Here is a 13660-nt window from a genome sequence, read left to right as displayed (position 1 = left end):
GCGGTCCGGACGTCTTCGGACGCCCGCACCGCCCGAACCCGCCCGTTTCTGCGTGTTCTGCCGTGCCCGTGTGCGCCGGATCGCTGCAGAAGGTGAAAGATGTTCTGGTGACCCACGAGCTGCACGACCTGATGACCCCCGAGAAGAACGTCCAACGCATCATGTGGACCGGCACGATCTGGTTCGTTGCCGCGGTCGGCAGCGTGGCGGTGGCCCTGGGGCTGCTGCTCTCGACCGGCTGGCGTCCCGCCCTGCTCACGGCCGGGCTCGCGACGCTGTTCTGGGTCGGTGCCGCGCTCGTCGCCCTGAGCGTCGGGCTGATCGGCTGGTCGGGCTGCCCCATCCTCGAGGTCGACGTCCCGACGGCCGACCGCAACAAGACCCGCACGATGCAGGCCGGCACGATGCTCTTCATCGTCGGGGGCGCCGCGGCCCTGCTCGCCGTCCTGCTCGGCCCGGCGAGCTGAGACCCGCCCGCTGTGGGGATGAGCCGCCGGACCGAACTCGTCGCGACGACAGTCCGCAACGTCTCGGCGTCGGGGCCTTTCGCCTCGCCCTGTTCTACCGCCCCGAGCGGGCATGGCCGTGGTGGGACTGTCGTTTAGCTTTCGTTGCCGCGCGGGTCATGCCCCGCTGAGTGACCATTCCGGCACCTGAGTAGACGACCAGAATCACTACCGCGACTGCCGCCCCGATCAGCCAGGGATCGATCGAAGTCGAGATCGCTATGACGGCACCGATCACCGTGGGGATCAACCAACCGAAGTACTTGACGTACGTCATGCGCGGTTCCTCCTTGCGGTCTTTGTGGAGTGGGGCCGTCGCCTTCGTGGCCAGTGTTCGTCGTGTGATCACGTTTTCTCCCACTTTTTCGGTAGATGTCCGTTCGCCGGAATGTCTGGATAATACGTCAGTGGGGTGGGCAGGCTTTCATGCCCTAGACGGATTCCGTTCGGCGACCAAGTCGGCAAGACTTCGGCCTGTTCCATGCCCGGTTATACCGATTCCGGTCGGAAGCTGTGGCCTCTCGGCTGGTGTCGACGACGAACGCGTGGCCTTCGGGGGACACCTCACGACGACCCGTCACTAGGGTGGCGCGAATGAGCGAACACGATCCCGCGACGACCGGCACCGCCCTGGCGGGTCCCTCCTGGACCGAGCACGTCGTGTGGTGGCACGTGTACCCCCTGGGCTTCGTCGGGGCCGACACGACGGGGGCGGACCGCTCGCCGGCACCGCGCCTCCTCGATCTCGTGCCGTGGCTCGACCACCTGCTGGCGCTCGGTGCCAACGGGCTCGCCCTCGGGCCGGTCTTCGCGTCGTCGACCCACGGCTACGACACGATCGACTGGTTCACGGTCGACCCGCGCCTCGGCACCGAGGCCGACCTCGTCACCCTGATCGACGCCGCCCACGCCAAGGGCGTCAAGGTGATGCTCGACGGCGTCTTCAACCACGTCGGGCCCGAGTTCCCCGCGCTCGTCGAGGCACGTCGTGACCCCGACTCGCCCTCCGCCGCCCTCTTCCGGCGTGACGAGGCGGGCGACGGCGACGGTTTCGCGACCTTCGAGGGGCACGGCGGGCTCATCGCCCTCGACCACTCGTCGCCCGAGGTGGCCCGCATGGTGACCGAGGTCCTGACCCACTGGGCCGACCGCGGCGCCGACGCGTGGCGGCTCGACGCCGCCTACTCGGTGCCTTCGTCGTTCTGGGCCACGGTGCTGCCCCCGCTGCGCGAGCGGCACCCGGACGTGTACGTCGTCGGCGAGGTGCTGCACGGCGACTACGTCGCGGCCGTCCGCGACGGGGGCCTCGACTCCGTCACCCAGTACGAGCTCTGGCAGGGCGTCTGGCACGCCCTGGACGAGGTCAACCTGTTCGAGCTCGAGTGGGCTCTGCAGCGTCACGACGGGTTCCTCGACCATTTCGTACCGCTCACCTTCGTCGGCAACCACGACGTCACGCGCATCGCCAGCCAGATCGGCGACGACCGCCACCACGACCACGCCCTCGCCCTGCTCTTCACGCTGGGCGGCACGCCCTCGGTCTACTACGGCGACGAGTTCGGCCTGCGAGCAGTGAAGGAGGCGCGGGTCGGCGGCGACGACGCCGTGCGTCCCGCGTTCCCGCCCACGCCTGCCGACGCCCCGGGGGCCGGCGTGCCGGACGCCCTCCCCGACGTCCTCGCCCTGCACCAGCAGCTGATCGGCGTCCGTCGGCGGCACCCGTGGCTGCACACCGCCCGCAGCCGCACCGTGTCGGTCGCGAACGAGTCGCTCGTGCTCGAGGTGACCGGTTCGTCGCCCGGGGAGTCGCTGATCGTGGCCCTGAACCTCGGAGACGACGAACTCCGCGTGGCCGACCCCGCCCCGGGCGGATGGCTGGCGGGCCGGGACGCCGGGCTCGACGGCGACGTCCTGTCGGTGGGCCCGCACGGCTGGGCGGTGGTCGAGGGCGCCTGACCCGGCCCGCGCCTCCTGCGGTCGTGGCCCCCTTCTCGAGGTGTCGGTCACGAGTGGGCACAAGATGCTCGTCCGCCGCACGCGAGCCGCATCTTCTGCCCGCTCGAGGTCGGCCGCCGTGCGTGGGCATCCCCTGGGAGTCGCGACGAGGCCGCCGAGGCCTTCGCTACCGTGCCACGCATGGCAAAGACACGAGAGCTACTCATGACCTCGACCCTCGCCGTCGGTGCGCTGGTCGCCGCCACCGGGTGCACGTCGGACCCCGCCGTCACCGCGCCGACCGCCGCGGGCACCGGATCACCGAGCGTCACCGCGACCACCGCCCCCGTGGACGCCGCGCCGGCCTCGGCCGAGCAGGCGATCGTCACCCGCTACCTCGACGCGATCGCCGATGCCGACACCGCGGCGGCCTGGGCCCTGCTGAGCCCCGAGGCCCAGGACTTCTACGGCTCGGAGTCGACCTTCGCGTCGACCTCGGCTACGGACGGCACGGTCACGCCCGACGAGGCGGCGGTCCTCCGCGACGCCCCGCTGGTCTCCGCCGAGGGGCCCGAGGGGGCGTTCACCCTGGTGAGCGCCACCACCGACGAGCTGGCCGACGCCTGGGTCGTGCGCGAGACCGCCGACGGTCTGCGGGTGGACGACGCCGGCGTGCCGCCGACCGGCGACTCCCTCTACGAGTGGATCAACCCCGCCGCCGGCGCCGAGGACCAGACCGCAGGAGGCGCGGCCTACGACACGACGGCCCCCGCGTCGATCTCGTTCGCGAGCCCGCAGAGCCAGGACCAGACCGAGCCGAGCGTCGTCGGCTACCCCGACACGCTCTGGGTCTTCCTCGACGGGGAGCAGCTGCCCTCGATCGCGGCCGTGTCGGCCGGCTCGGGGAAACGCTTCACGACCGAGATCGGCGAGTCGAGCGGGGCCGGTCGTGGCCTCACGGTCGTGTGGCAGACGGGCGACGATTCGCTCGGCTGGCGTAGCAGCACCGTCGTGCTCTGACGTAGCTCGCGCCTCCCGCGTCCTCGCGCCTCCCACGCTTGCCGTGCCTCCCGCGCCTCCTCACCGCCTGAGAGAACGACACCTGTCGCCTGGGAATGACCTCCCCGGGGGCGGTCGGCCCTCGCGCCCGGCCGGGTCGCCGACCTACCGTGGAGGGGATGGCGACCCGAGAGGCCCGACCCGAGGCCACCTTCCCGAGCACGACCACCCGCTCCGGCCCCGCGGGGGTGATCGGTGCGCTGGCCGCGATGACGGGCCTGACCGTGCTGGCCGGTGTGCTCGTCACGATCCTCGTCACACCCGTGATCGCCGTGGCCGGCACGACCGCGAGCTTCGGGGTGCAGGCGTTCAACACGATCCCCGAGGCGCTCGAGATCGGCGACCAGGCCCAGACCAGCACGATCTACGCGACGCGCGACGGGCAGCCCGTGAAGGTCGCCGAGTTCTTCTCGCAGAACCGCGAGGAGGTCGGCCCCGACGCCATCGCGCAGAGCGTGAAGGACGCCGTCGTCGCGACGGAGGACCCCCGCTTCTACGAGCACAACGGGGTCGACTCGTTCGCCGCCGTGCGAGCCGTGTTCCAGAACCTCAGCGGGGGCGACATCGAGAGCGGGGCGTCCACCGTCACGATGCAGTACGTCCGCAACGTCCTCGTCCAGCAGGCCGAGGCACAACTCGAGTCGGGTGACCCCGAGGTCGTCGCGGCGGGTGAGGTCGCCTACGAAGAGGCCACGACCACGACCCTCGAACGCAAGTTGCGCGAGATCAAGATGGCGATCGGCGTCGAGGAGCGTTTCGACAAGGAGCAGATCCTCACGGCCTACCTCAACATCGCCAACTACGGCGGCACGGTCTACGGCATCGAGTCGGCGGCCCGGTACTACTACGGCGTCCCGGCCGCGGGCGTCACGCCCGAGCAGGCCGCGAGCCTCGTCGCCATGGTCAACTCGCCTCAGTCGCTGCGCATCGACCTGCCCGAGAACATCCCGGCCAACACCGAACGTCGCGACCTGTTGCTGGCGAACATGCGCGATGCCGGCCTGCTGACGGACGAGCAGGCCGAGGCCGCGATCGGTACACCCGTGACGCCCGTCATCACCCCGTCGACCAGCGGGTGCGGCAACGCCCAGCCCGCCTCGGCCGCCTACTTCTGCGAGTACGTCCGCTCGGAGGTGCTGAACAGCACCGAGTTCGGCGAGACCCGCGAGGAGCGCAGCCAGTTGCTGCGCCGCGGCGGGCTCGAGATCGTGACGACGCTCGACCTCGGACTGCAGGACGTCGCGGCCGGCGAGCTGCAGCGTCAGGTGCCGGCCACCGCGGCGTTCACCGACATCGGCGGCTCGGTCGTCTCGACCGAGACCGGCACCGGCCGCATCGTCGCCATGGCCCAGAACACGGCCTACGGCAGCGCCGACGCCGGGCCGGGCACCACCCAGGTCAACTACTCGGCCGACACGGCACACGGCGGTTCGGCGGGATTCCAGGTCGGTTCGACCTACAAGGCGTTCACGCTGGTCGAGTGGCTGCAGCAGGGCAACAGCCTGTACGACACCGTCCCCGCGTCGCGGAGCGCCTGGCCGATGTCGTCGTTCACCGCCTGCGACGCCAGGCTCAGTGGCCCCACCTACAACGTACGCAACGACACCGGAGGCGCGGGCAGCGACCTCACGCCGCTCCAGGCCACGCGTGCCTCGGTCAACACGGGCTTCATCGCGATGGCCTCCCGGCTCGACCTGTGCGACATCGCCGGGACGGCGGCGGACCTCGGGGTGACGACGGCGAGCGGCGACGACCTGAGCGCCCTGCCGTCGGACGTGCTCGGCTCGGGCGGCAACACGATCGCCCCACTGCAGATGGCGTCGGCCTTCGCCGCGATCGCGAACGACGGTCAGGCCTGCCGCCCGATCGCGATCGACAGCGTGACCCGGCCCGACGGGTCGGCCATCGCCCCGCCGGGTGCCGACTGCCGACAGGCCGTGCAGCAGGAGGCCGCCCGTGGTGCCACCCTGGCGCTCGAGTCGGTCATGGCCTCGGGCGGTACCGGCACCGCGTCGAACCCCGGCGACGGAGTGGACGTCCTGGGGAAGACCGGCACCACCGACAACTCGAAGGACACCTGGATGGTCGGCTCGACCACCGAGGTCGCCACCGCCGTCTGGGTCGGCAACGTGCAGGGCGAGATCAGCATGCGCGGCAACCGGCTGACCGAGGGCTCGGCCGACACCGCCCGGCACCGGGTGTTCCGACCGGTCATGCAGGCGGTCAACGCGCAGTACGGCGGAGGCGAGTTCGCGGCTCCGCGAGGGTCCGCGGTCACGCGACCCGCGCCTCCTGCGCCCGCCCCGTCGGCCACGCCGACCCCCGCGCCGGGTGCCGAGGACGGCGGCGCGGGCCGGCCCGGGCAGACGCAGCCCGGCCAGACGCAGCCCGGCCAGCCCGCGCCCGACGTCGAGAACGAGCGCCGCGAGGACGACTGACCGCCGGGCGCGACTGACCGCCGGGCGCGACTCAGCGGCGGTGCAGCAGAGCCATCGCCTCGAGGTGGGGCGTCTGCGGGAACATGTCGAACAGGCGCACCGCGACCACGTCGTACGAGGGCATGGCGTCGAGGTCGCTCGCCAGGGTGACGGGGTTGCAGCTCGAGTAGACGACGTGCTCGACGCCCGACCCCTCGAGCCACCCGGCCAGCGTGGCGCCGATGCCGCGTCGGGGCGGATTGACGATCACGAGCTCAGGAGGCGCGGTGCCGGGCCCCGCCGACGCGGTCGTCGCGAACCGGGTGGCGTCGTCCGCCGCGAATCGCACGTGGTCGAGGCCTGCGCGTCGGGCGCTGCCCCGGGCGCTGGCCACCGCCTCCTCGCTGGTCTCGATGCCCGTGACCTCGCGGTGCCCGTGCCGACTCGTCCGGCCGTCGCCCGGTCGGGCGACGTGCAGGGCGAACCCCCCGACGCCGCAGTAGAGGTCCCAGACGGAGGCCGGATCGAGCTCGTCGACCCACTCGGCCGCCTGCGCGTAGAGCCCGGCCGCGATCGCGGTGTTGGTCTGGAAGAAGCTCTGGGGCCTCAACTGCAGGTCGACCCGACCGAGCCCCATAGTGAGCGTCTCGCGCTCGGTCAGCACGATCTCGTCGGTGCCCTCGAGCACGGCCTTGTGCTCGGGCAGCAGGTTGACCGAGACCACGACGACCTGCGGCAGGATCTCGAGCAGCCACGGCAACTCGGCCCGCAGTCGCGGCAACGCCTGCTCGCTGCGCAGCACGAAGCGCACCATCAGCTCGCCCGTCGGCGACTCGGTCACGTGCACGTACTTCGCCTCGCCGCGGCGCTTCGGAACGTCGTAGGGCAGGAGGCGCGCTCGGGTCACGAACGCCGCCAGCGTCGGCAGCACGGCCTGGATGCCCGCCGTGTGCAACCCGCACCCCCGCAGGTCGACGCCCTGCCCGCGCCCGTCGAGGATGCCGAGCGTCGGCTCGTCGATCGTCCCCCCGACGACCATCTTCGCCTTGTTGCGGAACCCCGACTCGGGGCCGGTCATCGTCGGCAGCCAGGCCGCAGGGGCGTGGCGCTCGCCGAGGAGGTCGCGGACGCGCACCTCTTTCTCGGCGACCTGCACCGGGTAAGGGCGGTCGAGGAGCGTGCACGACCGGCACAGCCCCGCGTCGAAGTAGTCGCACTGCATGGCGGGCCGAGTCTAGGCGAGGGGCGCGGGCTCCAGCCGCCGAGATGTCACGACGTGCCGCTCACGTGCGAACACGAGCGGCACGTCGTGACGTCTCGGCGGGATGCGGGCCCGGGTCAGAGCTGGGTGATGCCCCGGACCAGGGCGAGGGCGCTGCCCACGGCGGCCAGCGTCAGCACGAGGACGCGACCGACCCGGGCCGGCACGACCTTGCTGAGGTGGTGCCCGACGAACGCGCCGACGAACAGCAGGCCGAGCGCTCCCGCCCAGACCGGAACCGGTTCGGGCGGGATGCCCTTCGTCAGCACCGAGGTCAGGTTGATCGAGAGCAGGAAGACCTGGCCGGTCCCGACGAAGACCTCCCTCGGCCAGCGGTCGCTCGTGGCGTGCACCGTGAGCGCAGGGCCGCCGACGCCGGCGGTGACGTTCATGAAGCCGCCGAGAGCCCCGGCGGCGACGGCACCGACCCGGCCGGGCAGGAGGCGCGCGCGGCTCGAGAACGCCATCACCAGCACCCCGATCAGGGCCAGGGCGCCCACGGCGACGGTCAGCGGGCCGGTCGGGGCGGTCCGCACGACCCACGCCCCGATCGGGATCGTCACGAGCGCGGGCAGGACGAGCAGGGCCGCCGTCCGCCACCGCACCGTCCGCCAGGTGCTCGCCAGCACCACCAGCGCCAACACGGCGGCGAGGGCGTTGCCGACCGAGACGCCGGCCTCGGGGCCGAGCACGACGACGAGCAGGGGCGCGGCGGTGAGCGCGAAGCCGATGCCCGCCATCCGTTGCGTGAGCGCACCGACCACGATGGCCGCGGCGGCGAGGGCGAGCGTCAGCGGTGTCACGCCGCCACGCTACCCGGCGTGCTGGGTCGGCATGGCACCAGGAGGTGGCCACAGCGCCAGGACTGGTCGTGGTGCCGTGGCCATCTCGTGGTGCTGTGGGGCTGGGGCTGGGGCTGGGGCTGGGGCTGGGGCTGGGCAGGGGCGCGGCGTCAGTAGGGTGGCGGCATGACCGACTCGTCGAAGATCGTCCAGCTGCGCCGCTACGAGCTCGTCGAGGGGGTGCTCGACGACTTCGTCGCGTGGTTCACCTCGACGTTGATCCCGGCTCGCCTGTCCGAGGGTTTCGCGATCGAGTTCGCCTATGCGGACCGTGACGCGAACCAGTTCGTCTGGGCCGTCAGCACGCCCGGCGACGCCGCACGGTTCGCCGAGGTCGAGGCCGCCTACCTGCAGTCCGAGGCGCGGGCCGCTGCGTTCGCCGGCCAGCCCGTGCGGGTGGCGACGCAGCACGTCGCGCTGGTCGAGCCGGTCGCCTGACTCGGCCCCTGAGTCGCACCACGGACTGAACGTCGCACCGCCTAAATGGGTGGTGCGACGTTCAGCAGGTGGTGCGACACGGGCTCAGGGCAGCAGGCCCGAGCGGTAGGCCCAGACGACGGTCTGCAGTCGGTCGCGGGTGCCGAGCTTGGTGGTGATGCGCGTGAGGTGCGACTTGACCGTGCTCGTCTCGACCACCAGGCGTTCGCCGATCTCGTCGTTGGACAGCCCCTCGCCGAGCAGGCGGACGAGCTCGCGCTCGCGCTCGGTCAGGACGTCGGGTGACGGCTCGACCGCCGATGCCCGCCGACGTCGGGTGAACTCGGCGATCACCCGACGCGTGGTGGCGCCGTCGATCGCCGCCCGACCCGAGGCCAGTGCTCGGACGGCCCCGACGAACTCGTCCGGCTCGACGTCCTTCAGCACGAACCCGCTCGCGCCGGCCTCGAGGGCGCCGAACACGTACTCGTCGAGGTCGAAGGTCGTGGCGACGAGGACGGCAGGGGCACTCGTCGAACCGACCCGTGCCTCCTGCTCGACACCGGTGACGCCGTCGCCGGCGAGCGTCGTGGCGCCGGCGAGCGTCGTGGCGCCGGCGAGCGTGGTGGCACCACCGGGCCCGACCCGGGCGTCGACGATCGCGCGCGTCGCCTCGATGCCATCGCCCCCGGGCATGCGCACGTCCATCACGACGACGTCGGGTCGGGTGCGTCGCACGACCTCTACCGCCTCGCGCCCGCCGGCCGCCTCGCCGACGACCTCGATGCCGCCCGCCGTCTCGAGCACGACCCGGAAGCCGGTCCGGACGATCGCCTGGTCGTCGACCAGGACGACCCGGATCACTCCGGACCCCCGCCGGCGAGCCCGGTCGCCGAGGCGTCGGTCTCGACGGGCAGCTCGAGCCGCACCCGCCACCGCCCCTCGGGCGTCGCCCCGGTGTCGAGTCGTCCGCCGATCAGGTCGGCCCGCTCGCGCATGCCGACGAGCCCGAACCCGCCGTCCGCAGACGCGTCGCGCCTGACGGGCAGGTCGTTCTCGACGACGATCACGAAGGAGTCGGCCGTGGCACGCAGGCGCAGCTCGACCGCCGCCCCCGGTGCGTGTCGGCGGGCGTTGACGAGTGCCTCTTGCACCGTGCGGTAGGCCGTCACGTCGGCGAGCGGGGCCAATGACGGCAGGGTCCCGTCGAGCTGCGACTCGACGACGGCCCCGGAGGCGCGGGCCTGGTCGACGAGGTCGCTCACGTCAGCGAGTCCCGGCACCGGCACCGTGCCGCTCGGCCCGTCGCCGGTCTCTCGGAGGATGCCCACGATGGAGCGCAGCGCGTCGAGGGTCTCGCGGCCCTGGGCGCGGACGCTGCGCAGGGACTCCTTCGCGCGTTCGGGGTCGCCGTCGACGAGGCGTTCGGCGGCCCCCGCCTGCACGACGAGCCCCGTGAGGTGGTGCGCGGCGACGTCGTGCAGCTCGCGGGCCATGCGGGTGCGCTCGGCGGCGACCGCCGCCCGGGTGAGCGTCGCCTGGTGCTCGACGCTCTCGGCCGCACGGGCCCGGGCGTCGCGGTCGTGGGCGCGGCGCAGGGCCACCCACGAGCCGACGGCGGCGCTCACGCCGTTGATCAGCACCGCACTGGCCACGAGGGCGAGTGCTTCGACGACCGCGCCGAGTTCGCCGAGCCCGGGGGTGGCCCCGAGCTGGTCCTTGACGATCGCCGAGGCTCCGACGGCGGCGCCGACGGCCTCGATCCCGACGGCGGCGAGCACGGCGCCGACGACGACCCGCGTCGGTCGGAGCGTGGCGACCGTGTAGGCCGTCACGACGGGTGCCGCCGTCCAGAGGGCGAGGCCGGTCGGCAGCACCGCGAGCAGGCCCGCCTGCACCACGGCGACGGCGAGCAGCGCCGTGACCGGTCGGATGCGCCGCATCACCAGGGGCACCTGCTGGACGAGCGCCAGCACGACGACGACGACGACCTGGGCGGCCGGGATGCTGCGGTTCGCCCCGTAGAACTCGCCCGCAGCCACCAGCGTCGTGAGGAAGGCCAGTGTCACGAGCGCCCAGACGACCGCGAGTGCGACGTCGCGGCCGAGTGCCGTGTGCACGCCCAGTCGTTCGAGCACGCGACGCACCGTCGCCACGCCGGGCCCGGCCGAGGCCACCGAGGCGTGGCCCGGTGCCGAGATGGTCGCGGCGGGCGCGGTGTCGGGGGTCGTGGTCACCGTCCGAGCATGCCAGGTGCCGCGGCCCTCGCGACCCCGGCCCGACGACGGCTGTGCACCGTCGGCCCGGTGGTCGCGCGGGGGACGAGTCATCAGAAGCTCACGCTCGGCGCGATGAGGCGGAACCCGAAGGCGAAGCCGGCGAGCACCACGAGTGACACGACGACCAGCACGCGTCCGGTCACCACGGCCCAGCCACGACGGTCGCGGACGGCCTGCCAGGCGACCAGGGCCGCCGGCACGATCGCGACCACTCCGAGCAGCTGCAGTCCCTGGAGGACACGCAGGGTCACGGCCGACACCTCGGCGAACGACATGGCCTGCACGGCGACGGCCGCCCAGCCGACGAGGGCCAGCAGCGTCGACGCCTGCCCCAGGCGGGACAGCAACAGGGTGCGGTCGCGGCGACGCGGTGTCGTGGCGACCGACCCGGCCGTCACTCCGGCCCGGAGGTCCCGGCGTCGGCGTCCGACCCCCGCGAGAGCGGTGGCGGGCCAGACGATCATCGAGGCGAGCAGCACGACGACGGCGAGGAGCACGCCCGGCAGCACGGCCGAGGCCGCCTGCCACGGCTGCGCCCGCAGCATGGTGAAGGAGGCGCCCCACGAGATCGCCTCGACCGTCGCGTCCCCGTCGGTGCCGGCCGTCCGCGTCGCGAGCAGGGCGTCCCCGCCGACCTCGCGCCACAGGTCGGTCCCGACCTTCTCGTACACGCCGGTGGTCACGCCGAGCGGCTTCGGGGTGACGGCGACCGTGCCGTCCGAGCGGGGCGCGATCGTCGTCTGACCGCTCAGGGCGAGCAGGGCGCCGGGGTTGGTGACGGGAGAGCGCGACGAGAGGTAGGTGCCGGCCAGGTCGGCGGCCACGGGGCCGTCCGACGCGTCGGCGGACTCGTCCTGGGCGTCGGCGGACGCCTCCGTCGCCGAGTCACGCAGGTATCGGTCGGCGAACCCCTGCAGCACCGTGGTGCGCAGGTCGAGCGAGGCCAGTGCCGAGCGCCCGCTGCCGTTCATGCTGATGAAGATGCCGGCGTCGTGATCGGGGAACATCCTCATCGCCGAGTGGAACACCTGGGTGTCGCCGTCGTGACCGAAGGCGGCCAGCCCGGGGGTGCTGTCGTCGAAGAAGGCGAGGTCCATGCGCTGGCCGGCCGCGAGCGTGCCGAGGTCGTCGGCGCCGAGGGCGGGTCGGTGCATCTCGGCGAGCGTCTCGGGGTGCAGCAGCGCCTCGTCCTCGGGCAGGTCGCCGAGGTGGGCGAGCATGAAGCGGGCCATGTCGGTCGCCGTCGCCGACATCGCGCCGGCCGGGGCCGCGTTGACGACCTCGGTGGCGACGGCGGGCTTCGAGTCGTCCGGGTAGCCGTGGGCCAGGCGGGCGTCGAGGTCGGCGGACAACGGTTGGGCGAACGACGACGAGGTCATGCCGACGCGGTCGAAGACCTGCTGCTGCAGCAGGTCGTCGAAGGGGACGCCGCTGACACGCTGGGCGATGTAACCGGCCAGGGTGGCTCCGTAGTTGGAGTACGCCGGGGTCGTGCCGGGCACGAAGACCTGGGCGGGCGGCGCGTCGCTGACGGCCTCGCGCAGGGTCTTCTCGCTGCCGGGCGTGCCGATCAGGCCCGCGATGACCTCTTCGAAGCCGGCCGTGTGGGTGAGCAGGTGCCGGAGGGTGACGGGGCCCTTCGGGGTGTCGAGGTCGAAGTCGAGGTACTGCTGCACGTCGGCGTCGAGGTCGAGCTCGCCCTTCTCGACGAGCTGCATGATCGCGGTCGCCGAGACCACCTTCGAGACCGAGCCGACGCGGAACAGCGTGCGGTCGGGGTCGACGGCCTCGGCGGGCGCGTCACCGGTGCCGGTGTCGGCCATGCCGTAGCCGCGGGCGGTCAGCAGCTCGCCGTCGGCGACGACCGAGACGGTCGCCCCCGGGATGCCGGTCGTCGGCAACGCCGAGCCGACGGCCCCGTCGAGCCACGAGTCGACGTCGTCCTGTGTCAGGGAGTGCCCGCCGGGCTGGTGCTGCGGCGGCGCAGGAGGCGCGGGGTCGGCGGTCGCTCCCGTCGCGCCGGTCGCGCACCCGGCGAGTGTCACGCCCAGGGCGACGACGGCCGCGGCGGCGAGGGTCTTGCGGACGAGGAGGCGCGGGTGGCGCCGGCGGGACGGAGGGGCTTCTCGGGTCGGTGTCGTGATCATGTCTCTACGCTCGCGGTCGCGCCGCCGCGACACCGGGTGCAGGAGTCGGGACCTGCCCTACGACTTTCGTCGTACGCCGGTGCCTCCCCAGCAGCTCGAGATGTCACGACGTGCCGCTCTTGTCCAAAGGTGAGCGGCACGTCGTGACATCTCGCGGGGCCGGCCGACGTCGGTGGTCGGGCCTACGGTCACCGGCATGGGCGTGCAGACGAAGTTCGACAACGCGCGGGCGGCGTTGAACAAGCCGCCGGCCGAGCACCCGTGTGCGATCCCGCCGATCCCGGGCGGTCAGGGGCTCTGGTTGATCCGGCAGGGCGAGGCGGCTCCGCTCGGCTACGTGCGCCAGCGGCCGGTCACGGGCGGTTTCGCGTTCGACGTGTACGCCCATTGCCGGGACGGCGACGGGCGTCGGCCGTGGCTGCACACGGCCGCGTCGCTCAACTCGGCCGTCGCGTGGACGCTGCAGCACGACGCCGACGTCCGCTCGCTCATCGCGCGCAGCACGGCCGAGCCCGACCCGTGGCCGCCCGCCGCGCCTCCCGAGCCTGGCGCGGGTTCCTGACTGCGCGGGGCGCGTTGCGGAAACGGAAAAACCCCGCCCCGTGCGTGAGCACGAGGCGGGGTCCACCGGGATCGCCGACCCCGTCGAGCAGGGCGGGGCCGGTGCGTCGCCACGAAGACGACCCGGATTCCGGGTCACACCCCGAGGGGTGCGACCCTCGGGTGTTATTCCGTGGCGGCGGTGATCTTCGCGACGCCGACGAGCATCTCGTCCTGGACGGCGTCGGTGTTGAAGG

At 72.8% G+C, this 13660-nt stretch carries 12 protein-coding genes; 6 read left to right on the top strand and 6 right to left on the bottom strand.

Annotation, left to right across the window (positions count from 1 at the left end):
- Window positions 1-107 precede the first annotated feature (107 nt).
- Window positions 108-467, top strand: coding sequence for a hypothetical protein (locus HRF36_RS06325; protein ID WP_123519733.1), 360 nt, complete (start codon window positions 108-110; stop codon window positions 465-467).
- Window positions 468-561: 94 nt separating this feature from the next.
- On the opposite strand, the gene HRF36_RS06320 is transcribed toward HRF36_RS06325, so the two are convergent.
- Window positions 562-783: a hypothetical protein gene (locus tag HRF36_RS06320; RefSeq protein WP_173208092.1), complete on the bottom strand. Its 222-nt coding sequence runs from the start codon at window positions 781-783 to the stop codon at window positions 562-564.
- Window positions 784-1100: 317 nt separating this feature from the next.
- On the opposite strand from HRF36_RS06320, the gene HRF36_RS06315 reads away from it, so the two are divergent.
- The 3 genes from HRF36_RS06315 (at window position 1101) to HRF36_RS06305 (ending at window position 5938) form a co-directional block, all read left to right on the top strand.
- Window positions 1101-2462 (top strand): alpha-amylase family glycosyl hydrolase, encoded by a 1362-nt coding sequence (locus tag HRF36_RS06315; protein ID WP_173208089.1) that lies wholly within the window; start codon window positions 1101-1103, stop codon window positions 2460-2462.
- Window positions 2463-2642: 180 nt separating this feature from the next.
- Entirely contained in the window at window positions 2643-3461 is an 819-nt protein-coding gene (locus HRF36_RS06310; protein WP_173208086.1) for a hypothetical protein, read from the top strand.
- A gap of 158 nt (window positions 3462-3619) precedes the next feature.
- Window positions 3620-5938, top strand: coding sequence for a transglycosylase domain-containing protein (locus HRF36_RS06305; protein WP_173208083.1), 2319 nt, complete (start codon window positions 3620-3622; stop codon window positions 5936-5938).
- A 31-nt stretch (window positions 5939-5969) separates the two neighbouring features.
- Here the strand turns inward: HRF36_RS06305 and rlmC are convergent, their stop codons facing one another.
- Complete coding sequence (rlmC, locus tag HRF36_RS06300) at window positions 5970-7139, bottom strand: 23S rRNA (uracil(747)-C(5))-methyltransferase RlmC (RefSeq protein WP_173208080.1); 1170 nt, start codon at window positions 7137-7139, stop codon at window positions 5970-5972.
- 116 nt (window positions 7140-7255) lie between these two features.
- Window positions 7256-7981, bottom strand: a complete 726-nt coding sequence (locus HRF36_RS06295; RefSeq protein WP_173208077.1) for a sulfite exporter TauE/SafE family protein — start codon at window positions 7979-7981, stop codon at window positions 7256-7258.
- A gap of 165 nt (window positions 7982-8146) precedes the next feature.
- Here HRF36_RS06295 and HRF36_RS06290 point away from each other — a divergent pair, with 165 nt between their 5' ends.
- Window positions 8147-8458, top strand: coding sequence for a hypothetical protein (locus HRF36_RS06290; protein WP_173208074.1), 312 nt, complete (start codon window positions 8147-8149; stop codon window positions 8456-8458).
- Window positions 8459-8542: 84 nt separating this feature from the next.
- Here HRF36_RS06290 and HRF36_RS06285 read toward each other — a convergent pair whose 3' ends face one another.
- The 3 genes from HRF36_RS06285 to HRF36_RS06275 form a co-directional block, all read right to left on the bottom strand.
- Entirely contained in the window at window positions 8543-9301 is a 759-nt protein-coding gene (locus HRF36_RS06285) for a response regulator transcription factor (protein ID WP_173208071.1), read from the bottom strand.
- On the bottom strand, window positions 9298-10674 hold the full coding sequence (locus HRF36_RS16235; RefSeq protein ID WP_371740050.1) for a sensor histidine kinase: 1377 nt from the start codon (window positions 10672-10674) through the stop codon (window positions 9298-9300). Before HRF36_RS16235 ends, HRF36_RS06285 begins: the two co-directional genes overlap by 4 nt.
- A gap of 92 nt (window positions 10675-10766) precedes the next feature.
- Complete coding sequence (locus HRF36_RS06275; RefSeq protein ID WP_173208065.1) at window positions 10767-12863, bottom strand: serine hydrolase; 2097 nt, start codon at window positions 12861-12863, stop codon at window positions 10767-10769.
- Between the two features lie 196 nt (window positions 12864-13059).
- On the opposite strand from HRF36_RS06275, the gene HRF36_RS06270 reads away from it, so the two are divergent.
- On the top strand, window positions 13060-13425 hold the full coding sequence (locus tag HRF36_RS06270; protein WP_173208062.1) for a hypothetical protein: 366 nt from the start codon (window positions 13060-13062) through the stop codon (window positions 13423-13425).
- Window positions 13426-13660 lie beyond the last annotated feature (235 nt).

It is taken from the genome of Frigoribacterium sp. VKM Ac-2836, assembly GCF_013248995.1.
GTDB lineage: Bacteria > Actinomycetota > Actinomycetes > Actinomycetales > Microbacteriaceae > Frigoribacterium.
This window is presented reverse-complemented; position numbering and strand designations above follow the sequence as displayed.

Bases quoted from the DNA above. Each gene is read 5' to 3' on its own strand.
- HRF36_RS06320 (WP_173208092.1), bottom strand. From the start codon at position 783: ATGACGTACGTCAAGTACTTCGGTTGGTTGATCCCCACGGTGATCGGT.
- HRF36_RS06315 (WP_173208089.1), top strand. From the start codon at position 1,101: ATGAGCGAACACGATCCCGCGACGACCGGCACCGCCCTGGCGGGTCCC.
- HRF36_RS06310 (WP_173208086.1), top strand. From the start codon at position 2,643: ATGGCAAAGACACGAGAGCTACTCATGACCTCGACCCTCGCCGTCGGT.
- HRF36_RS06305 (WP_173208083.1), top strand. From the start codon at position 3,620: ATGGCGACCCGAGAGGCCCGACCCGAGGCCACCTTCCCGAGCACGACC.
- rlmC (WP_173208080.1), bottom strand. From the start codon at position 7,139: ATGCAGTGCGACTACTTCGACGCGGGGCTGTGCCGGTCGTGCACGCTC.
- HRF36_RS06290 (WP_173208074.1), top strand. From the start codon at position 8,147: ATGACCGACTCGTCGAAGATCGTCCAGCTGCGCCGCTACGAGCTCGTC.
- HRF36_RS06275 (WP_173208065.1), bottom strand. From the start codon at position 12,863: ATGATCACGACACCGACCCGAGAAGCCCCTCCGTCCCGCCGGCGCCAC.
- HRF36_RS06270 (WP_173208062.1), top strand. From the start codon at position 13,060: ATGGGCGTGCAGACGAAGTTCGACAACGCGCGGGCGGCGTTGAACAAG.